Annotated in this window: 18 protein-coding genes and 1 pseudogene; 8 read left to right on the forward strand and 11 right to left on the reverse strand. The window is 39.3% G+C overall.

Annotated features, from left to right (window positions below):
- Nucleotides 1-4 precede the first annotated feature (4 nt).
- Both E2K98_RS17725 and E2K98_RS17730 read right to left on the reverse strand, forming a co-directional pair.
- A complete protein-coding gene (locus E2K98_RS17725) occupies nucleotides 5-979 on the reverse strand; it encodes a bile acid:sodium symporter family protein (RefSeq protein ID WP_133336418.1) in 975 nt (324 codons plus the stop codon).
- Between the two features lie 15 nt (nucleotides 980-994).
- Nucleotides 995-1,351: a rhodanese-like domain-containing protein gene (locus E2K98_RS17730; RefSeq protein WP_407921218.1), complete on the reverse strand. Its 357-nt coding sequence runs from the start codon at nucleotides 1,349-1,351 to the stop codon at nucleotides 995-997.
- A gap of 206 nt (nucleotides 1,352-1,557) precedes the next feature.
- Between E2K98_RS17730 and liaG the strand changes: the two genes are divergently transcribed.
- The gene (gene liaG / locus E2K98_RS17735) at nucleotides 1,558-2,409 is read left to right on the forward strand and encodes a LiaG family protein (protein ID WP_133336422.1); all 852 of its coding nucleotides are present in this window, start codon (nucleotides 1,558-1,560) and stop codon (nucleotides 2,407-2,409) included.
- Nucleotides 2,410-2,509: 100 nt separating this feature from the next.
- Here liaG and E2K98_RS17740 read toward each other — a convergent pair whose 3' ends face one another.
- Nucleotides 2,510-3,445 (reverse strand): COX15/CtaA family protein, encoded by a 936-nt coding sequence (locus tag E2K98_RS17740; RefSeq protein WP_133336424.1) that lies wholly within the window; start codon nucleotides 3,443-3,445, stop codon nucleotides 2,510-2,512.
- 228 nt (nucleotides 3,446-3,673) lie between these two features.
- Between E2K98_RS17740 and E2K98_RS17745 the strand changes: the two genes are divergently transcribed.
- Together E2K98_RS17745 and E2K98_RS17750 are read left to right on the forward strand one after the other, a co-directional pair.
- Nucleotides 3,674-4,063 carry a hypothetical protein gene (locus tag E2K98_RS17745; protein WP_133336426.1) on the forward strand — a complete coding sequence of 130 codons (390 nt, stop codon included), beginning with the start codon at nucleotides 3,674-3,676 and terminating at the stop codon, nucleotides 4,061-4,063.
- 246 nt (nucleotides 4,064-4,309) lie between these two features.
- Nucleotides 4,310-4,825 (forward strand): DoxX family protein, encoded by a 516-nt coding sequence (locus tag E2K98_RS17750; protein ID WP_133336428.1) that lies wholly within the window; start codon nucleotides 4,310-4,312, stop codon nucleotides 4,823-4,825.
- Between the two features lie 43 nt (nucleotides 4,826-4,868).
- Here the strand turns inward: E2K98_RS17750 and E2K98_RS17755 are convergent, their stop codons facing one another.
- The 5 genes from E2K98_RS17755 to E2K98_RS17775 form a co-directional block, all read right to left on the reverse strand.
- The gene (locus E2K98_RS17755; RefSeq protein WP_133336430.1) at nucleotides 4,869-6,533 is read right to left on the reverse strand and encodes a glycoside hydrolase family 13 protein; all 1,665 of its coding nucleotides are present in this window, start codon (nucleotides 6,531-6,533) and stop codon (nucleotides 4,869-4,871) included.
- 34 nt (nucleotides 6,534-6,567) lie between these two features.
- On the reverse strand, nucleotides 6,568-7,593 hold the full coding sequence (locus E2K98_RS17760; protein WP_133336432.1) for a LacI family DNA-binding transcriptional regulator: 1,026 nt from the start codon (nucleotides 7,591-7,593) through the stop codon (nucleotides 6,568-6,570).
- Between the two features lie 166 nt (nucleotides 7,594-7,759).
- Nucleotides 7,760-8,602, reverse strand: coding sequence for a sugar ABC transporter permease (locus tag E2K98_RS17765; protein WP_133336434.1), 843 nt, complete (start codon nucleotides 8,600-8,602; stop codon nucleotides 7,760-7,762).
- Between the two features lies 1 nt (nucleotide 8,603).
- Nucleotides 8,604-9,896, reverse strand: a complete 1,293-nt coding sequence (locus E2K98_RS17770) for a carbohydrate ABC transporter permease (protein ID WP_133336436.1) — start codon at nucleotides 9,894-9,896, stop codon at nucleotides 8,604-8,606.
- A 410-nt stretch (nucleotides 9,897-10,306) separates the two neighbouring features.
- Nucleotides 10,307-11,575 (reverse strand): extracellular solute-binding protein, encoded by a 1,269-nt coding sequence (locus E2K98_RS17775; protein ID WP_133336438.1) that lies wholly within the window; start codon nucleotides 11,573-11,575, stop codon nucleotides 10,307-10,309.
- Between the two features lie 266 nt (nucleotides 11,576-11,841).
- Between E2K98_RS17775 and E2K98_RS17780 the strand changes: the two genes are divergently transcribed.
- Nucleotides 11,842-13,602: an alpha-glycosidase gene (locus tag E2K98_RS17780; protein WP_133336440.1), complete on the forward strand. Its 1,761-nt coding sequence runs from the start codon at nucleotides 11,842-11,844 to the stop codon at nucleotides 13,600-13,602.
- Between the two features lie 132 nt (nucleotides 13,603-13,734).
- On the opposite strand, the gene E2K98_RS17785 is transcribed toward E2K98_RS17780, so the two are convergent.
- Entirely contained in the window at nucleotides 13,735-15,405 is a 1,671-nt protein-coding gene (locus E2K98_RS17785; RefSeq protein WP_133336442.1) for a glycoside hydrolase family 13 protein, read from the reverse strand.
- 548 nt (nucleotides 15,406-15,953) lie between these two features.
- Here E2K98_RS17785 and E2K98_RS32075 point away from each other — a divergent pair.
- Nucleotides 15,954-16,889, forward strand: a pseudogene (locus E2K98_RS32075) (SpoIID/LytB domain-containing protein); the annotation flags it as partial.
- 462 nt (nucleotides 16,890-17,351) lie between these two features.
- Nucleotides 17,352-17,849 carry an Ig-like domain-containing protein gene (locus E2K98_RS32080; RefSeq protein ID WP_268884113.1) on the forward strand — a complete coding sequence of 166 codons (498 nt, stop codon included), beginning with the start codon at nucleotides 17,352-17,354 and terminating at the stop codon, nucleotides 17,847-17,849.
- Nucleotides 17,850-17,963: 114 nt separating this feature from the next.
- Here E2K98_RS32080 and E2K98_RS17800 read toward each other — a convergent pair whose 3' ends face one another.
- Nucleotides 17,964-18,998, reverse strand: coding sequence for a TDT family transporter (locus E2K98_RS17800; protein WP_165976311.1), 1,035 nt, complete (start codon nucleotides 18,996-18,998; stop codon nucleotides 17,964-17,966).
- A 245-nt stretch (nucleotides 18,999-19,243) separates the two neighbouring features.
- Between E2K98_RS17800 and E2K98_RS17805 the strand changes: the two genes are divergently transcribed.
- Both E2K98_RS17805 and E2K98_RS17810 read left to right on the forward strand, forming a co-directional pair.
- The gene (locus E2K98_RS17805) at nucleotides 19,244-19,759 is read left to right on the forward strand and encodes a DinB family protein (protein WP_133336450.1); all 516 of its coding nucleotides are present in this window, start codon (nucleotides 19,244-19,246) and stop codon (nucleotides 19,757-19,759) included.
- A 234-nt stretch (nucleotides 19,760-19,993) separates the two neighbouring features.
- Entirely contained in the window at nucleotides 19,994-20,422 is a 429-nt protein-coding gene (locus E2K98_RS17810; RefSeq protein ID WP_133336452.1) for a VOC family protein, read from the forward strand.
- An 86-nt stretch (nucleotides 20,423-20,508) separates the two neighbouring features.
- Here E2K98_RS17810 and E2K98_RS17815 read toward each other — a convergent pair whose 3' ends face one another.
- On the reverse strand, nucleotides 20,509-21,117 hold the full coding sequence (locus E2K98_RS17815; RefSeq protein ID WP_133336454.1) for an exonuclease domain-containing protein: 609 nt from the start codon (nucleotides 21,115-21,117) through the stop codon (nucleotides 20,509-20,511).
- Between the last annotated feature and the right edge of the window lie 278 nt (nucleotides 21,118-21,395).

Below are 21,395 nucleotides of genomic sequence, written 5' to 3' on the forward strand. Positions count from 1 at the left end.
ACAACTATACAGCAACAGATTTAGATTCTCGGTGTCCAATCTTTCTATCATAATATTTATTTAAAAAATGTCCATTTAATGATGCTAAAATTTGTTGGAATAGCATGCCGACCACGACAGGAACGGCTACTGCAGCAGGGAAATAAGAAACGGCAATAACAGCTCCTGCACTAATATTCCGCATTCCTCCGGTAAAAGTTAATGTAATCACAGTATCACGGTCACTTTTAATTAACCGTCCTAGGAAAAAGGAAAATAAATAACCAGTAAGGGCAATGAAAAATACCACCAAGGTAATAAGGACTAATTTTAGATGGGCATGCCGCAAATAGGGGGCAACAACAGAGCCGTTTAACATTACAACGACCCCCATGCAAATTTTTGAAAAAGGAGCAAGCTTTGAACCTAGTTGCTCCTTAATCCTTCCCTTCGTTAGCTGATTAAAGAACATACCGATTAACGAAGGAATGACCACCATTCCAAATAACCCCTTCATAATACTTATGAAATCCATGTCGATTTTTTGGCCCATGAAAAGAGAAATGGAGTAAGGAACAATGAGTGGGGAAAGTAATGTATCCACTAAAATAATCGATAAGGTCAACGGAATATTTCCTTTGTAAATTGATACCCAAATAAAACTTGTGACACCTGTTGGAATGACCATAGCTAGGATTAACCCTGTGATTGTAAAGTCATCACCGTAAAAGGCAACATGCCCCACCCCCCAGGCCCAAAGCGGCATGAACACATGTAAAATGCACATAGCTAAGAATACAGGGAATGGATGGGTAATTACCTCTGTTAGCGATTTAAAATTGGAACTTAGGCTCCCGGAAAAGGTCATAAATGAAAATAACCAAGGGATTAAATAGGAAAAGTCCTTTAGATAAACACTTAATATAACTCCTAGGATGACGCTGATGGGTGTTATCAAAGGCATAATTTTTTCTAGTTGCTTATTTAATCTTTGCAGCATGAAGATCTCTCCCCACTATTTTTCCAGCGATTTTTGATATTCCTTCCATGCCGAAAGGCCACCCTCTAAAACTTTGACTTTATAATCAAGGCTGCTTAGGATATTAGCACATTTCGCTGCAGAATTTCCTGTCGTACAGGTAACGATGATTTCCTCTTCCCTTGGAAGGGATAATTTCGCTTCCTCTTTTGTTTCCTCTACTCCAAAAATAATCGTTTTAGGAATATTGAGGTTTTCAATTTGAGGGGCTGCTATGTGTTCAGCCTGATATTTATCTTCAGCTCGGACATCAAGAAGCAAAACCTTTTCATTTCTTTCTAAACGTTCATGTAATTCTTTTGGCGTAATTTTTTCTGTTGTCAACTTAAACACCTCCAATACAAAGAATAGCACAAATTCCAGTAAATTAAAGTATTTCGTCTACCAAAATATATCCATTTTTACTTTGTGTGAAAGGTCCCCCGGCTCCATACGTCTTAAGTCTTAAAAAGAATTAAATCTCCAGTACATTGTGAGAAATACCTTTCCCCTATAAGATGTATTTAGAGATAAAAACTGGAAATAAGGTGGGGGAAAAGATGAAAAGAATTGTGATTATTTTATTAATCATTACGGGTTTATACTTTGTTTTTCAACAATCGCTGCGTTTTGATTGGTTTTCTGCCGGAAGTCGTGAAGGCAGTGCTGTGATTTCAGGGGATGTCCATGTCATTAAGGTTGATGTTTCCGCTGTTAATGCTAATATAATTCCAGCGGATCGCATGAATTTAAAAGCTGTGCTTCAGGGAAACGGGAAACTGACTGTGAACGAGAACGGGGATACGGTTGAAGTCACGGTGAAAAAGAAATGGTTTGACTGGTTTGATTGGACCCCATTTAAAAAGAAAACATTAAAAATCTATATTCCGGAAACTTATAAACAAGATATGGAAATTGATATGGGCTCTGGGAATCTTGAATTTTCGGGGAAGTCTATGAAATTAGATGAACTATCCCTCGATATTGGATCTGGAAATATGAAGCTCGACAACCTCACTGTGAATCATTTTAATCACGATGGTTCTTCAGGTAATGTTCAAATTGATTCATTAACGACCAAGACAGGATCGTTTGACCTCAGTTCAGGGAATCTTGATATTCAACATTATAAAGGCAAAATAAACGGGGAAGTTTCATCAGGAAGAGCAAAAATTCAGGTAGACAAATTAACCGATTCGATTAATCTTGATTTAAGTTCCGGGATTGTTAATCTTGACCTGCCGGATGATGCAGACTTTGATTTAGATGGAGAAGTAAGCAGCGGTAATATTTCCTGTGATTTCCCTTTAAAATCTAAGGAATTTAACCGTAAAAGCATAAGGGGAACATATGGCACCGGAGAGCATAAAATTAATCTTTCGGTTTCGAGCGGGAATATTGATATTCATTGAGAAATGCGCTTGGATTTCTAAAAATCCAAGCACTTTTTAATTTATCAGCGTATTTTTCACTGTTATCAGCGAATTGGAGCAGTTTATCAGCGAATCCTTATCAAAAACTACTTCGCCGCCCATGCTCTCCAACTTTTTGCGGATATTTAGGACCTGCTTTAACTGCCAAATTCCCCGCATAAACCCTTGCTTCCGTAACAAAAGCGAACAAAGCAGTAGCGATGGCCAGGTGGAAAACAGCCCATGGGAGATCAAGCTTTGTGACAATAACCATTACGCCAATCACAAGCTGCATAAGTACCGTAAAGGTACACAATAACATGCGTCTCCTTAAAACCTTGCCCCAACTTTTTGAAAAAGCATAATATGTTACGACTAGAAGATAAAGTGCCGTGACAACTGCTAACCCTCTATGAAAAGATTGCAGCACCTCTGGTGTTGTCCCTCTGAAAAATGATTGCCTGCAGCCCAACCAGCCACAGGCCAGTCCGTAAGTTTCATGCTTAATATAGGCCCCAAATCCCAAGGTTAATAGAATAAGGCCCAGTAAGATGTTTAAATGAAAGATAATTGATTTTTGACTTCGGTGTCGAACCTGATAGGACTGTTGCGCACCATCTAAATAAGGGTAACTCCATATCCATATTAAACAGCCCATAAAAAGCATCGCAATTAATAAATGGATGGTAATGATAATGGAAGGCAGGTCGCGTACCACGACTACTGCACCAAGAAGAACCTGAAACGTGAGGAGCCCGAGCATCGTAAAGGATACCATACGAGCAGTAAAACCCAGCTTTGAGCGAAGAATATGGAAAAATAACAGTAAAGACAGGATTCCAAGTAAAGCCCCAATCATCCGGTGCAGATACTCAATCAGAGTAGCTCCTTTTAAAGATGGAATAATTTCACCATTACACATCGGCCATTCAGGTCCGCACCCCATACCGGAATTAGAGGAAGCCACGTACCCTCCGAACACAATCAAAAAATAGGTAAGAAAAATAGTCAGCAATGCTAAATTTCGTTTGTTCAACCTTCATCCCCCTGTATTTAAATATTTTGACTCTAGGGACAATTTACCAGATAGAGACAAGTTATTCGGTGATATGTATCACGTTATCAAGGAATTCACCGATAAACCTTCCGACAAGGTTTTACATTCCTCTCCCGCCAAGGAATGAATTTTTACAAAGTAACCAAAGTATCCCATTCTTCATAAGGTATAATGCCTTATGTCTCTACAATGGAAGGAGAGTTACAAATGAACTATAACCCTTTTCATTACCCAAATTATCTTCCCTTAACCACCTACCCTGGTTATTATATAACCCCCCCCATACCAAGAACGTACCCGCCCGTTGATATAAAAATATTTTCAAATTCGGTGAAGTCCTTTCGCCTCCTAATGGAACAAGGAAGTATTTTATTAGACCGTTTAGGAGATCCTGGATTTGCTAGGAAAATGATGACAGTCGCCCAACAGGGAAAAAAGGCTGAGGTTGATCAATTAATACACTCTATTGGCTTAAAAGTCCCAGTGATTACAAAATTTACTCCTTCTGGCGTAATCTTTGAGCTGAGCACACAAGCTACTCAGCAAGCACCGATGAGCTGCTGCACCTTATCCGTTTCCATGAAATGGGGAACATAGATTTTAAATATGAATGACCTATCTAAAAAAACTCACCTATAACCGAAGAGCATAATAGGTTATAAAAAAAGCGATCTTCTCTTTGTCCAAGAGAAAATCGCTTTTTTTAGATTCTAACCCAGTCAACAGTTTGTCAAAACATTTCGAACAAACGGTGAACATAATCCTATCAATATGTTAAAAAGATGACCGGTGAATACATTGTAGTATAAAGAATCAATAAAAACATGAAAGGTGGAATGAGTTATGTTTAATCAATTTTTACGGGAAAATAAAAGCGCTGCCGTCCTTTTAACGATATTACGTTTATACTTGGGTTACTCTTGGTTCACAGCAGGGCTGCACAAATTAATGGGAGGATTCGATGCATCTGGTTATTTAAAAGGAGCGATTGCCAACCCGGTAAAAGGACCTGAAGGGGATGTTGTTTTCAGCTGGTTTGTAGGGTTTCTTAAAGGCTTTGCACTTCCAAATGTAGATTTATTCAATTTCCTTGTACCATGGGGAGAAACACTAGTCGGACTTGGTCTTATTCTAGGCTGCTTCACTACTGCTGCCATGTTCTTTGGCTTATTGATGAACTTTACCTTCTTCTTAGCAGGAACCGTATCTCATAACCCACGAGACATCTTCCTTGGCTTTATTATTTTAACTGCCGGATATAACGCGGGTAAAATTGGGTTAGACCGCTGGGTTATTCCTTTCCTTCGAAAAGCAAGGAAAAATCATATTGAAAAAGAAAAACCTAAAGCAATATCTTAATTGAAATTTAAAAAGCGGAGGTCAATATTCCCTCCGCTTTTTTCTATACCCGATAGACTCTTGTTTCATATGGCTTTAACGTAATTCGTTCAGATGGTTCATGTTTCTCGATCTCATAGTTCTTTAAAAGTAGATTTTTATAATCAAATACAATGCCAATTCCCTCGCCTATGCTAGCAGGCCGTTCAGATAGATTGGCCAATACTATCACCCGGTCCTGTGATAATGTTCTTGTATAGGCATAAATCTGCGGGTCTTCGGCTAATAACAAATTATACATCCCATAAGTAAAAACTTCATTCGCCTTTTTTAACCGAATCATTTTTTTATAAAAACTCAAGACGGAATCTGGATTCTTCTCTTGGTCCGCAACATTGATTTCCGAATAATTTGGATTGACCTTCATCCATGGCGCTCCGGTCGAAAAACCTGCGTTTTGTTCCGCTGACCATTGCATTGGTGTTCGCGAATTATCACGGCTTGATGCCCAAATGATTCTCATAACCTCTTCATGTGGAACCCCAGCTGCCGTTTTCAAGTGATAAAGATTTTTCGTAGCAACATCGTCGTAATCATCAATGGACTCAAATTTTACATTGGTCATCCCTATTTCTTGTCCCTGGTAAACAAATGGAGTTCCCTGCATCAAAAAGTACATAGCCGCAAATGCCTTTGCACTTTCTTGCCAATATTCCTGGTCATTTCCCCACGTGGAAACTACCCGAGCCTTATCATGATTTTCGATGAATAAGGCATTCCAGCCCATACATTCAAGTCCCTTTTGCCAGCGGGATAAAACATTTTTTAGTTCAATAATATTCAGGACTTTTTTCAGCTCCGCATCCCAAAGGTTGAGATGCTCGAATTGAAAGACCATATTGAATTTCCCCTGCTTCTCATCGACCCAAAGATCAATATCGTCCACTGAAACACCATTCGCTTCCCCAACAGTCATAATGTCATATTTTGCAAAGGTTTCTTCTTTTAACTCTTTTAAAAAAGTATGAATCCCTTTTACATTCATATGTTTATCAAAGGAAGGGACATATTTTAGACCATCCGGATTTGGCATATCCTTGAGTCCTGGTTCCTTTTTAATATGGCTGATGGCATCCACGCGGAAACCGTCAATTCCTTTATCAAGCCACCAATTGATCATTTCATAGAGAGAATTCCGCACCTCCGGATTCTCCCAATTCAAATCAGGCTGCTTACGCGAGAAAATATGAAGAAAATACTGGTTCGTTTTCTCGTCATACTCCCATGCCGAGCCGCCAAAAATACTTTCCCAATTATTCGGCTCTTCCCCATTCTTACCATCCCGCCAAATATACCAATCCCGTTTAGGATGATCCTTAGAAACACGAGATTCAATAAACCATGGATGTTCATCGCTCGTATGATTGATCACTAAATCAAGGATTAATTTCATACCACGGTCATGGACTTCTTGTAAAAGCTGATCAAAATCAGCCATCGTTCCAAATTCATCCATGATTTTTTGATAATCGCTAATATCATAGCCGTTGTCATCGTTAGGGGATTTGAACATGGGGCAGACCCAAATTACATCAATCCCTAACTCTTTTAAATAGTCCAGCTTTGCAATAATCCCCTGGATATCCCCAATCCCATCCCCATTTGAGTCCATAAAACTTCGGGGATATATCTGATAGGCAACCGCTTCTTTCCACCATAATTTATTCATATTAATTCCTTCCCAAATCGTACTTTTACCCCTGTTACTTGATCGGCTCTGCACATGAAAGACGTTCAACCAATTTGTGAGCGATAATAATCCGTTTTGTCGGTTCTTTGCTATTTTCAATCATTTGGATCAAGCTCTTTGATGCTTGATAGCCAAGGTCGAAGATATTGATATCAACAGAGGTTAACGGCGGCTTTGACATCTCCGCCAAAAGAACATTATTAAAGCTGACAATGGAGATGTCTTCGGGAACCTTAATCCCTAATTCATCAAGCATGTTCAAAACACCAAGTGCCATGAAATCATCCGCGACAACCAGTGCCGTCGGCCGTTCTTCAAGCGACATTAACTCCCTAACAGCCTCTTGCCCGCCTTCTCGCAGAAATTCCTCGTGAATAATATATTCATTTTTCAAAGGAATTTTAGCATTCCTAAGCGCCCGCTCAAAACCTAAAAGCCGCTCAACGGTTACAGTAAGTTCAAGACTCCCGCCGATAAAGGCAATTTGACTGTGCCCGTGCTGAATTAAATATTCAGTCGCCTCTTTCATCGCCCGGAAATTATCATTATCTACGTGGGTAATTTCCTCTACATCCTTATATGGCTTTCCAATCAGGACAAAGGGAAACTCTCTTCCTTTTAAATAGGAAATCACCTGGTCTTCTACCTTCGAATTAAGAAGAATGACACCATCTACGCTTTTCCCCTGAACCATCCGAGTCACTGCATCAAGGATTTCTTTATCTGTCTTCCCTGTTGTTATATGCATCGCATATTGTTTTTCATGAGCCCCTTCGCTGATTCCTTGTAAAACAGTAGGGAAAAACGGGTTTTGGAAAACCACATCCCCTGAACTCGGCATAACTAGCCCGATGGTTTGAGTGGACTGGCTGGCTAAATTTCGTGCATTTAAGTTCGGATGATACCCTAATTGCTCCATCGCCTTTTTTACTTTTTGCGCTGTTGCTTTACTAATCCGAGGATTATTGGCAATAACCCTCGATACAGTAGACGGGGCCACATTCGCAAGCTTTGCCACATCTTTTATCGTTATAGTCATTTATTTCACCCCACTTTATATTGAAATGCTCAAGCGCCTTGGTCAGCCCCGACCAGCACTCGACAGGCCGGCCGAAAGGTTGTTCTTTAACCTTTTGGACGGATTGGCTTGTGACCTCGAGGGGCTAGGCGCTGGAGCTAGACAATTCTCAAAGATTAAAATGAGTTTAACCTTTTGTACCTCCGGCCGTTAAACCAGAAACAAAGTAACGCTGGAAGGATAAGAAAAGAATCGCTATCGGTACGGCGATCAATACAGCACCAGCTGCAAAAGTTGTAAATTCAGCACCAAATTGTTTTGCAACAAGATCATATAATCCTACTGCTAATGTATAATTTTTTTCCGTTCTTAGCAAAATGCTGGCAATGATAAAATCGGCAAATGGTGCAATAAAAGCGAATAAGGCTACAACTGCAATCATTGGCCTTGCGAGCGGCATCACGATTTGGAAAAAGATTCGAAAATGACCTGCACCATCAATTTTAGCTGATTCATCCAGCTCTTTTGGAATCGTATCTAAGTAACCTTTCATCAGCCAAGTATTCATTGGAATTTGACCACCGACATACACACAGATAAGTCCTATATGCGTATCAATTAAACCGGTCAAGGTCGCTAAAATATAAATAGCGATAAGTGCCGCAAAGTTTGGAATCATTTGCAGGATCAGAAATGTCATTAAGCCGTTCTTTCTCCCCACAAATCGGTAGCGGGAAAAAGAATAAGCAGTCAAGCTGACAATCATAACGGTAAAAACCATTGTTAAAATACTTACCTTTAACGAATTGATATACCAGAATACATAGTTGCTTTTATCCAGGTCAAACAACTGCTTGTAATGGCTGAGTGTCGCATGCTTCGGAATAATGCTCGAGCCTGATAAACTTTGACCCGGATTAAAAGAGGAACCGATAATCCAAGCGAGTGGGTACAAAATCAGGACAAACATAATTAAGATCACCAAATAAGTTAACGTAAGCCGAATGAAATTTTGTCTTTTTGTATTCATATTACATCATATCCTCTTCTTGGAATGACTTAGTTCGCTTAAACTGCCAAAGTGCGACAGTAATGACAATCACGGATAACAGCAAGGTTAACGTGGCAGCCTTCGAGTATTGCGCCGACGTCATTGTCAAACGATAGATCCATGAAATGAGAATGTCAGTCCCGCCGGCGTTTTGACCGGTAACTGCCGGTCCGCCGCCATTAAATAAATAGATGATATTGAAGTTATTAAAGTTAAAAGTATATTGTGTAATGATGACGGGCGCAGTGGCAAATAACACTAACGGCAGGGTAATGTTTTTAAACTTTTGAAAGTTATTTGCTCCGTCAACTGTTGCCGCTTCATAAAGATCAGCAGGGATTGATTGAAGTACACCTGTTGTCATCGCAAAGATGAACGGAAAGCCGAGCCAAGTTTGAATGAAAATAAGGGCAATTCTGGTATAAACCTTTTCTGTCATCCATGGGAGACCGTCTATTCCGAAAAATCCGAGGATATCCCGGTTAATGGCACCGAAGGATTCGTTAAACATCCCGGCAAAAACTAGAATGGATACAAATGCCGGTACAGCCCAAGGCAAGATAAAGACAGTACGAATGATGGCTTTTCCCTTTACATCCTTTTGGTTTACGATGACCGCTAGGAAAATTCCTAAACCAACCTGAAGCGTAGTGGCAGCAAATGTCCACACCAATGTCCAAGCCAAAACAGAGAAGAAGGTTTGCCGCCAAATATCGATTTCAAAGATTTCCGCAAAGTTTCTGAACCCAACCCAGTCCACCAGTTTCGCAGGAGGTGTATGGTATAAGTCATAGTTAGTGAACGCTAGTAACACAACGAAAATAATCGGAAAAATAACCACGAAGACTAATAGCAAAAAACCAGGTGACATGATTAAGTATGGAAATCCATGATCAACAACATTACGATATTGTTCCTTGATGGTGCTAATTGGTTCTTCACTGTCACGTTTTTCCCCTACCTTATAGGCATCACGCAAATTAAATACGTAGAATCCAAGACCAAAAATAATGACGATGACAGATAAAATACCGTATACAAGCAAGAAAATAGAATGGTCTTCTGGTACAATTTCTCCTAGTGTCACTAATCCCCATAATCCAATATTAATTAGGTCTTTAAAAACATATACAAATGCTGCACTTAAGATAAGTAAGAAAAATCCTTTTAAAAATTGCTTGTTGTAAAGTTGACCGACCCCTGGAATTATGGAAAGAATTAGTGCCTTTTTTCGGTGACTGGTTGGATAGGATTCAGAAACAGCTTTTGGCATCCCCCGCACCCCTTTCTTCAAGTACTATTTTTTAAGCTCAGAGGCTTTGTCAGTAGAAAAGCGGAAGCGCCTTCGGAACAAGCACAGCTTGTTCCTGCGGTGATTATTCTAAGGAGTTTTCCTTAGTGGTCAGCCCCGATATAGGGAGACTTTGTCTTCTGGCGTAGCCAGAGACTTAGTCTTCCTTAATGCGTACAGAAAGCGTTAGCTTTCTGTAGCCAAGTGCTGGAGGAACTGGCGGTGAAGTCGTTCTTTGACTTCATCGGCAGGGCCGAAGCAACCTCGAGGGGCTTGGCGCTGTAGCTGGACATTCTCAAAGTCGTTTCTGCTCACAGAGCATCTGATGAGTTTCTCCTATTATTTAGTAGACAGCAGTACCTCAAGGGGGATGAGGTACTGCTGAGAAATCATTACTTAGAAGTTTCGATATTTGCTTTGATTTGTTTTACCGCATCGTCTAGTGCATTTTTAGGAGTTGCTTTACCGGTTACAACCGTTTGAAGCGAGTCGGCCATTGGCTTCCAAACTTGACCCATTTCAGGGATATTTGGCATTGGCACAGCGTATTGAGATTGCTCAGCAACCGCTTTAGCACCTTCGTTACCCTTAATAGCGGGATCGTCAAGTAATGCTTTATTTGTTGGAACTTCAGCTGTTTGTTCGAAACGGTATTTTGCATTTTCATCATTTGTGATGAATTCTAAGAATTTCGTAGCCCACTCTTGATTTTTAGAATAGGCTGAAACATGCCAACCTTTTACTCCCATGAACGTTTTAATATGTTCACCATTTGGCATAGTTGGAAGTGCACTCATACCAATTTTGATACCTGCATCCTGGTATGGTTTATACGCCCATGGTCCGTTCATAACAGATGCTACTTTTCCTTCAGTAAATAGACCGTCTAAAGCGGATCCGCCATTTTCACCGATGATTCCTTTTGGGAACAATCCTTCTTTATACCATTTTTGAATATACTCCGTACCTTTAACAGCGCCTTCATTGTTCAAACCAATATCATTTGGATCAAGGGTTCCATTGTTATTTTTGAATACATATCCACCCATTCCGCCGATAATTCCATGTGCGAAATAGAAGTTATCCCAAAGCGCTAAGAAACCGTATTTTCCGCCTTTTGTGAAATCTTTAGAGATTTTATATACCTCATCCATTGTTTTTGGCGGTTCTGGCATTAAATCTTTATTGTAAATAAAAACAGGTGTTTCAGAGGACTTTGGAAGTCCGTAAAGTTTTCCATTGTAAGTTTCCGCATCAATAGAAGATTGAGAGAATGTATCGGTAACACTTTTATCTACTTTTAGCTCAGCAATTAAACCCTCCGTTGCAACCTGGCCAATTTGATCATGTGGTAATGTAACGATATCCGGGCCTGTACCAGCAGGTCCATCAAGACGCAATTGGTCACGCATTTTTGTAGCCATTTCAACTTCTTTGTATTCAATTTTAATTCCGTTTTTCTTTTCAAAATCCGCTGCAACCTTTTTCAGCCAGCCTGATTTGTCTTTATCTTCCCAAACAACTAGTTTTTCCGGTTTTGCTGCAGCTTCTTCTTTTTTGCCATTATCTTTTGTGCTAGACGCGTCTCTTTTAGGACCGCATGCTGCAAGAACACCGAGCATTAAGACAATCATCATAAAAATCGAAAGTGCTTTTTTCATTCCTATCCCTCCTGTTTTATGTAGTATTAAAATTTTGTGGTGTGCTTAGTTTTCACCAGATTGAAGAAAATACTATAACGCTTACATTTTGCGAAAACGGTTGCACAACATAATTTCATTATAAGGGGATTATTAAATTTTACAACTATTTTTTAAAAAAATATTTTTATATTATTTGAAAATGGATAAACTAAATTCTACTAACATTAGTGATTATCTAGTAAAATTAACCTTATCTAACACTAAAATGAAAGAGTTGATTCGTATTGTTAAGAGAAGCGATTTATCACCGACCAAAAGATAATTATGCATACGTTTGCACAAACGGCGAATTACACATTCAACTAAGGACGAAAAAAAACGACGTAAAACAAGTAATTCTCCTTCATGGTGACCCATATGCTTGGGCTGACAACGGGTGGCAGCCGACAACTGCACCGATGAAAAAAAACGGTTCTGACCAACTGTTTGATTATTGGTTTATTGCCGTCGCTCCCCCTTTCAAAAGGCTGCGATACGGTTTTATCCTAACGAATGAGTCTGAATCAGCCTGCTTTACGGAAAAAGGATTTTACTCGGATCCTCCCTTGGACGATACTGCCTATTACTTTAGTTTTCCTTTTTTAAATAATATTGATATTTTCCGAGCTCCTGTTTGGGTAAAAAACACAGTATGGTATCAGATTTTTCCGGAGCGTTTTGCAAATGGGAACCCTGACAATGACCCGGAAGGAACCCTGCCTTGGGGCAGCACTGAGCCGACTCCTGTTAATTTTTTCGGCGGCGATTTAGATGGAGTTATCCAACATGTTAAATACTTAAAAGATTTAGGGATTAACGGTATTTACTTTACCCCCATCTTTAAAGCCTATTCCAACCATAAATACGATACGATTGACTATATGGAGATTGACCCGCAATTTGGCACAAAAGAAACCTTTAGGGAGTTAATTGATGTATGTCATCAAAATGATATTAAGGTGATGCTTGATGCAGTATTTAATCATAGCGGATTTTATTTTCCACAGTTTCAGGATGTTTTAAAGAATGGAGAAAACTCCCGCTATAAAGATTGGTTCTATGTCCGGGAGTTTCCTTTGGTGACGGAGCCGGAGCCAAATTATGATACGTTTGCCTTTACGCCGTTTATGCCAAAGTTAAATACGGAAAACCCGGAAGTGAAAGAATATTTGCTGGAGGTTGGCCGTTACTGGGTAAGAGAGTTTGGTATTGACGGCTGGCGTTTAGATGTAGCCAATGAAGTCGATCACGCATTTTGGCGCGATTTCCGAAGGGAGGTAAAAGCAATCAAGCCAGATGTGTATATTCTCGGTGAAATTTGGCATGATGCAATGCCGTGGCTTCGTGGCGACCAATTCGATGCGGTAATGAATTACCCATTTACCTCCAATATCTTGAATCTATTTGCGAAGCAAAAAATATCAGCAAAAGAGTTTGTAGAAAATATGACGGGTTTCATTCATATGTATCCTCGTAATATCAATGAGGTAGCTTTTAATTTGGTAGGAAGTCATGATACACCTAGAATATTAACGGAATGTGGAGAAGATATTGAAAGGGTGAAGCAGATCTATACCCTTTTATTGACTTTTATTGGTACGCCATGTATCTATTACGGGGATGAAATTGGCATGACAGGAGTGATGGACCCTGGCTGCCGCAAATGTATGGAGTGGGATAGTGCTGGGCAAAATCATGAGCTTTTTGCACATGTACAAAAATTGATTCGGCTCCGCAGAGAAAATCCCTTGCTCGCAAATGAAGGTCAGCTTTCGTTCATTCCGCCAGAATACCACGAAAGCTGCTTAGCTTATACAAAATCCAATGGCAACCGGGCCATTTTGGTGGTTTTAAATACGAGCAGCATAGAGACTCAGTATGTGGTTCCTTTTGAACTGCGTGGAAAAACGATCACGAACCTTTGGGAAAATGAAGAGCATGTTGTTTCTGGGGATGAATTTAGTGTTGTTCTGCCTGGGAACGGGTTTATGATATTGGAATTTTAAAGCTTATAGGTTTTTTAGGACATTTCTTGGCTTGTAAAGGCCGGAAATGTCCTTTATTTTGGTTTTTGGGACATTTCTTCGCTCTGAAACACCCAAAATATCCTTAATCCTATCCATCTAACCTCAAAATTCCTATTTACCTTTTAAAACAATCGCCTCGTAAGACCGCAGCTCTTTCGGATCCGCCTCATCATAGTTAGCAAGGATGATCTCATACTCAGGAAAACGGTTTAGCAAATCCTCATCCTCCATCACTATCGTTTTGTCACCAAAATTACAGAATACAAGCAGGCTTTCATCCTTCCAGTTGCGCTCATACGCGAATATCGACGGATGATCCTCTAAAAGCAATTGAAAATCTCCCTCAACGATAATGTCCATCTCTTTGCGAAGAGAAATTAATTTTTGATAAAAATAAAAAATAGAATTCGGATCCTCTAAAGCAGCTGTTACATTAATCTCTTTGTATCTTGGATTCACTTTAATCCAAGGAATTCCACTCGTAAACCCGCCGTGTTCGGAATCATCCCATTGCACTGGAGTTCTGGCATTATCCCTTCCTTTGACATAAATCGATTGCATGATTTCATCATGTGCATATCCTAATGCTTTTCTTTCTTCATACATATTAAGGGTTTCAATGTCACGATAATCCTCAAGCGACTCAAATTTCACATTGGTCATGCCAATTTCTTCCCCTTGGTAAATATAAGGAGTCCCCTGCATGAAATGGAGGCAGGCTGCAAGCATTTTAGCCGATTCCACCCGGTATTCCTGATCATTACCGAAACGGGAAACAATCCGCGGTTGGTCATGATTGTTCCAATATAAACTGTTCCAGCCTTTTTTGTGTAAGGCGGTCTGCCATTTTGCCAAGTTTTCCTTCAAATCGACAAGATTCAGCGGCTTTAAATTCCACTTTCCACCTGGCGCACTATCCAAATCCATATGTTCAAAGGTAAAAATCATATTTACCTCATTTCGATTGGGGTCCGTATATTGCGTCGCATCCTTAGGCGAGGCCCCAGGCATTTCCCCCACTGTCATCACCGGATAATCCGACAAAACCCGTTCGTTGATTTCTTGTAAAAACTCATGAATTCTAGGACCGTTCATAAAATAACGGCTGCCATCCCCATAGGTTTGTCCATCGTGAATTTCACCCTCGGGCAGCCCTGGCTCTTTCGAAATAAAATTAATGACGTCCATCCGGAAACCGTCAATCCCCTTATCCAGCCAAAATCTCATCATTTGATAAACCTCTTGCCGTAGCTTTGGATTTTCCCAGTTCAGGTCGGGCTGTTTTTTTGAAAAAATATGTAAATAATATTCATCAGTGATTTCATCATATTTCCAAGCAGATCCGCCAAAAACAGATCCCCAATTATTCGGTTCTCTTCCGTCTTTCCCTTTCCGCCAAAAATAATAGTCCCGATAAGGACTTTCCTTCGACTTTTTTGACTCCATAAACCAGTAATGTTCATCAGAAGTATGATTCACGACCAAGTCCATGACTAACTTCATACCACGTTGGTGAACTTGATCCAGTAATAGATTAAAATCTTCCATCGTTCCGAACTCCTGCATGATTTCCTGGTAATTACGAATATCATATCCATTATCATCATTAGGTGAGTCATAAACAGGACTTAACCATAGAACGTCCACACCTAAAAGCTTCAAATAATCCAATTTTTCAATAATCCCTTGAAGATCACCAACTCCATCCTGATTGGAATCATTGAAGCTTCGCGGATAAATTTGATAAACCACACTTTTTTTCCACCATTGATTATTTTCCAAATAAATCCCTCCTGTATTCTCCAATATAACATATTTATTTTTGTAGATTAGCTATCGTCTTTTACAATCCTTTAATTGGTCGAAATATCCACTTAAGGGAAAAAACTAACATTGTAGCCATTTTAATAAATTAATATAGTTAAATTACAAATATATAACACTATCAAAATAGATTATAAATATACATCAGGGGGAAAAAAATGAAGAAGTATTGCTCTGCCTTTCTAGTCCTGCTACTTTTTCTTTCTTCACTTAATTGTATAAATATTGCATCAGCAGAGGAAGTCAAGTTGATGACAGTTAAGCTAAAAAACTACATTGGCAATCAGAAGACACTGACTATTTCTGTGAAAGGTAAATACGACATTCCGGATACGGATGTTTCATTAGTAGAAGGAAAAACGTATAAAGTACAAGTTGAAAACAGTGCACTCTCTTTATATGAAAATAGTACTTTGATTTCAAAGTTTACTAGCTTTACTTCTGTACCGAAAGAATATGGAACAAACAATGTAATCTCCATCAATAATCTCCCGTACCTCGGAACAATGAAATTTACATTAGAAAACAATGCGTATGTCCGCCCTGTTAACACACTTCCATTAGAAGATTACTTAAAAGGCGTTGTTCCTTATGAAATGATGGCGTCTTGGAACAAGGAAGCATTGAAGGCCCAGGCAGTTGCTGCTAGAACCTATGCGGATCGTTACAAATCAATATCCGGATTTGACGATACTGTAAGTTTCCAAGCCTACGGCGGCTATTCCTGGAATTCAAATAGCACATCTGCAGTAGAAGAAACAAACGGACAAACCTTAACCTATAATGGCAAGCTGATTGATGCTTTTTACTCTGCCAGTAATGGGGGAATGACCGAATCCAATGCAAGTGTTTGGGGAGGCACTCCGCTCGCGTTTTATCCTATTAAAGAAGATCCATATGATAAAAAGGTTCCCTAGAGTTTTACCTTAAATAAAACACAAATTGACACTTCTTCATTAGATTTATCCCATCCACAAAACTGGTGGGCTTCGGTAAAAGAAACGGATTCCTCACTTGTTACGAGTATAACAAGCTGGATGATCCAAAATGGCTATTCTGACAAAGAGATTAAAATTATCTCAATCCCAAAATTATCTTTCTCCGACCAATTAACTGCTGGGGGCAGAGTAAAATTAGCAACGATTAAGCTGAACTTCTTTTTAAAAGATAAAACCACCGGTGATTTTGTACTGGATGACCAGAAGCAAATTAAAACAAATACACTTGAATTTAAAGATGTTACAGCGACAAGAATTCGTGGCATGATTGGCATTAATGTAATGAAAAGTTATTTATTGACCAGTTACCAAGAAAATGGCACTTCTTATATCGTTACAGGTCTGGGTAATGGCCATGGCGTGGGAATGAGCCAGTGGGGTGCGCAAGCGATGGCCGACCAAGGGCTGAGCTATCGTGAAATTTTAAATTTTTATTATCCCGGGACAACGTTAACAAACCCTGATTTTGCACCGGTAGTAAATATAGGTACTCCTAATAATACTAGTGGAACCGATAATCCCACTTCTAGCGTTGTAAATGAAGCTCCTGCTCCTGCGGGCTCCAGCAATGACAATGGGATTGAGCAGTCAACACCATCTGCTGATGCTCCCGAGAGTACGACGAAGCCACCGAGTATTTCAAATGTTAGCTCTGGTTACAATTCTAAAACCAGACAAATTACTGTTAACTATACCGTTTATGAAAATGTTACCTCAACTGTTTATGTAAAAAATGCTGCTGGAAAGATTATTTCCTATCCTATAAAAGAGGTTAAACAAAAACCCGGTAACCAGCATGTGACATTAGATGTTTCAAAGCTGCCAAATGGTGTATATACATTTGGGATTATTATTTCAAACTCACAAAAATCCTCAGCTATTACGAAGGTTACCATAAACAAAATTGTGGTTACTCCTAAGGTCGGTACAGTTTCCAACACGTCTTCATCCGTTTCCGGAACAGCTGAAGCAAAAGCGGCCATTTATGTAAAAGCCAGTTCAAAAGTGATTGGTAAAGGTGTTGCTGACACAAAGGGCAAATTTAAAGTAACGATTCCTAAACAAAAAGCGGGAACTAAACTTTCAATTTATGCTAAAGATGCCATAGGCAATACAAGCAAATCCTTTAATTTAGCCGTAAAGGATAAAATTGCTCCATCTAAACCAATGGTGAATCCTGTTACTTATCGGGACACAGTAGTAACAGGAACAACCGAGGCCAAAGCTGCGATCACGATTAAAACTCGTACAAAAACGCTGAAGTATGCGAAGGCAGACTCAAAAGGAAAGTTCAGAGCAACGATTTCAAGACAAAAAACCGGCACAACACTATATGTGACCGCCAAGGATCCTTCAGGAAATGTAAGCAGTGCAACGGCTGTGAAGGTGAAAACAAGAAGATAATGAGAACCAGGTTTTCTGGTTCTTTTTTTATTTTAATTAGAGAGAACCTCTTGTATGTTTTACTGCTGAATAGTAAAAAGAGCTGCACCGTTTTAGGTTCAGCTCTTTCTTTTGTTATGCATTTAATTCGCTGTTTTTTTGATATTGCTTAGGATAATTGCGACTGAATTGGAGGAGATGATTTGCACAAAGGCATACCTCCAAAATGAGCAGGCATGGAACTGCCCAAATTCCAATCGTAATAATTATTTTTTGAATGGCGGATAGTGCAGACAAGCCAGGAGCTATCATGTAGGTGAAAGTAAAAAACATACCAAATGTAAAAACCCTGCTCCACTGGCTTAAGTCATAAATAAAGATTGCCGTTTTTAATCCTAAAGATTTCATTCGCTTATACATTCGATAGATTTCGATCGACTCAACAATCACAAAAATAGTGGCTGCACATACCCATATCGCGATGATTACCTGTTCATTTACTGATTGGGATCGAATACAAGCCAGTCCTGTGATGGACAAGGCACCATGGAGAATACAATTGGTGTTATTCCAGTCCTTTTCAATCGACCAAGAGGACGATTTCATAAGATAACGCTTCACGATGATAAACGCACTAATTAAATAGAAGCACAACCCGAGCATGATAAAGAAATGGTCAACGGCGATAGGTACCTTTTTGTAAACGGAACTCATGACAAGCACCAAGGATTGTGTACTGACGGTCGTTAAGAGCAGGATGCCGTGAACTTTTTCACTGAGCCTTTTGCTGTTTAATTCGAAAAATGCTTGAATGCAAATGAGGACATAAAAAAACCACAGGCAAAAATTGAAATAGGATATGATTTTGGCAATCAGTGCCCATTCGGTAAACTGCTTTGCTATTAAAATCGTACAAATTGAGGTTCCCGCTACCCATGTCCCGATTCCAAACCGATTGATTGGATTGGAATAATGGATTTCCCTAAACTTTTTGTTAAAAAAAGTCATCAGGATAGAAAAGGAAAAGGAACTCCATAAAGCGAAATTGATGACACTGAGAATTTTTTCAAGGGAATGAATTCCGAAAAAGTTAGAAAGTACTCCCTGTGTGATAATTCCAAGCGACATAACAGCTGCCATTGTCGATGTAGGGACATATATTTTTTTCAAAAGAAAAAATGCAATAAGGCTTGCGCACAGAAGGATAAAAATAAAAAAATATAACACTATTATCACCTTAGAAAAATTTATAAGTTCACCTAATTGTAACATTTATAGATTGATTTTTTAATTGCTCAATGGGTTTTATTTAAATATGATGGAGCGCTGGGTTTGGAATTTAGTCAGCAAGAAAAATGTGGTAGGATAGTTTTAGGAATTGATTTTTTAAACGAATGGGAAGGGAGAGTTTTAAAATGTTGCAGCGACCAAATGAAAATGAATTTCCAGCTTATTATCAACCTTATATTCAGTTAGTTCCTGAAGGTGAACTTTTGCAGGTGCTAAAAGATGATCTAAAAGAAACAATTGCTCTTTTTGAAGGGATATCCGAGAAAGATAGTTATTTTCGATATGCTGAAAACAAATGGAGCATTAAAGAAGTACTTTGTCATATAACAGATACGGAGAGAATCATGAGCTACCGCCTGCTGCGAGTGGGCCGCGGTGACGAGACTTCTTTAGCCGGATTTGATGAGAATGATTATATAAAAGGCGCACAAATTGAGAGGCTGCCATTAAAAAATATTCTGGACGATTTTATAGCAACACGAAATGCCACCATCAGTCTGATTCAAACCATGCCGGAAACAGCGTGGGAAAATAACGGATTCGCCAACAACATGCCCATCACCACCCGTGCCATCGCCTACATCATCGCCGGCCACGCCATCCACCACAAAAAAATCGTAAAAGAAAGATACGGTGCCTGACACCGTTCGTGGACAAATAGGCAAATTTGTCCGCGTATGGTGGACACTCACAACCTCACCATAACTTGATATTTTTTATTTTTGTGTTGCGAACAGATGTTCTTGGTTATATAATTTGTTTATGGGTAATAATAGGATTTGTGTTTCTTCATTGTTTTTTTGTAAAATCGATGAACTAGGTTTTAATCTTTACCCATATAAAAAAAATATAAATGAACCGGGAGATGATGATCAATGTCAGTACGTTTAATTCCTTATTTAGTAATGGACGGAAATGCGAAAGAAGCGATTCAGTTTTACCAAAATGCCTTGGATGCCCAAGTCCTGTTTTCTCAATCCTTTGGTGAAATGCCAGAAAACCCGGACTTCCCTCTTCCAGCTGATGCAAAGGATCGTATTTCACATGCTACGATAAAAGTTGGTGAAACGGAACTAATGTTTTCTGATACGTTTCCTGGTCAGCCGCATCAAACTGGATCACAGGTTACAATCTGCGTAACAACTGATGATGCGGAACAAGCAAGAAAATTCTTTGATGCTTTATCAGACAACGGTCAGGTGACCATGCCGCTCCAAGAAACTTTTTTTAGTCCTGCATACGGCAATGTAATCGACAAGTTTGGTGTACACTTCCAAATCTTCACGGAAGGCAAACAACATTAAAAAAATCGCATCTAGTGATACATAAAAAACAAGAAAGTCCCCTGCCAAAAAAGGGACTTTCTTGTTTTTTAAAATACCTAACCCACTTACCCCATTTTCCTTTTGGCTGCAGCGGGCTGATATTTCCGCATTGGCCCGAATTCAAGGACTTCCTGTAAATAGAGATTCCCATTAGGACTTGTTTTCTTGAGCAGTTCCATCAAGTATGTAATATCGTCCATTGCTCTATGCGTTTGGTGATTCGTGATATTATGCGATTGTAAAAGAGTTAAAAGCTTTCCATTTGCGAAGCCATAGTTTTTCCAAGGGATATTCCGCATCGTGCAAAACCATTTCTGGTCATTCACCTCTGGGTACATATGAACCAAGAAGCTCCGGTCAAATGAAGCATTATGAGCAAATATAGAATCCGCGCGATGAAAATAGGCTTTAATTTTTACATCATAAAAGCTTTTCCCCCTAACCGATTCAAAAGGAATTCCATGAACTCTAAAAGCTCGATCATAATTGTTCAGGGCGGTGGTGGACAACGGCTCACGCAAAAAGGAATCTTCCTCAAGAACATCCAAAATCTCGCCTGTATCCTCCCGATAAGAAAACAATTTTAACGCAAGTTCAATCACTTCATCTGTAGTAGGCCCTAATCCAGTTGTTTCTACATCGACTAACAATCCTAATTTTTGGATACTGTGCAAATTTATCACCTTTTATCTGTAATCTTATCCCTATTATAACAAAGCTTATCTTACCTTCCTATTTCCAAATTAATCAAAGAATCAGACAGAGGGAACAAAGTGATTGCTAAAAACATACCTTATATAGTAAATACATGGTGAAAGTCCGTGGCACCCATATGCCACGGACAGATTGTAAATCCGGAATCATTTATTTATCCATCTTGTCTGTTTAACAGAAGATGGATTATTTTTTGCCGTTTTTCGTTCCACTAAGCAAAATGTTCTAAATCTCCTTT

The organism is Bacillus salipaludis (assembly GCF_004358205.1).

Bases quoted from the DNA above. Each gene is read 5' to 3' on its own strand.
- E2K98_RS17725 (WP_133336418.1), bottom strand. From the start codon at position 979: ATGCTGCAAAGATTAAATAAGCAACTAGAAAAAATTATGCCTTTGATA.
- liaG (WP_133336422.1), top strand. From the start codon at position 1,558: ATGAAAAGAATTGTGATTATTTTATTAATCATTACGGGTTTATACTTT.
- E2K98_RS17745 (WP_133336426.1), top strand. From the start codon at position 3,674: ATGAACTATAACCCTTTTCATTACCCAAATTATCTTCCCTTAACCACC.
- E2K98_RS17750 (WP_133336428.1), top strand. From the start codon at position 4,310: ATGTTTAATCAATTTTTACGGGAAAATAAAAGCGCTGCCGTCCTTTTA.
- E2K98_RS17755 (WP_133336430.1), bottom strand. From the start codon at position 6,533: ATGAATAAATTATGGTGGAAAGAAGCGGTTGCCTATCAGATATATCCC.
- E2K98_RS17760 (WP_133336432.1), bottom strand. From the start codon at position 7,593: ATGACTATAACGATAAAAGATGTGGCAAAGCTTGCGAATGTGGCCCCG.
- E2K98_RS17765 (WP_133336434.1), bottom strand. From the start codon at position 8,602: ATGAATACAAAAAGACAAAATTTCATTCGGCTTACGTTAACTTATTTG.
- E2K98_RS17770 (WP_133336436.1), bottom strand. From the start codon at position 9,896: ATGCCAAAAGCTGTTTCTGAATCCTATCCAACCAGTCACCGAAAAAAG.
- E2K98_RS17775 (WP_133336438.1), bottom strand. From the start codon at position 11,575: ATGAAAAAAGCACTTTCGATTTTTATGATGATTGTCTTAATGCTCGGT.
- E2K98_RS17805 (WP_133336450.1), top strand. From the start codon at position 19,244: ATGTTGCAGCGACCAAATGAAAATGAATTTCCAGCTTATTATCAACCT.
- E2K98_RS17810 (WP_133336452.1), top strand. From the start codon at position 19,994: ATGTCAGTACGTTTAATTCCTTATTTAGTAATGGACGGAAATGCGAAA.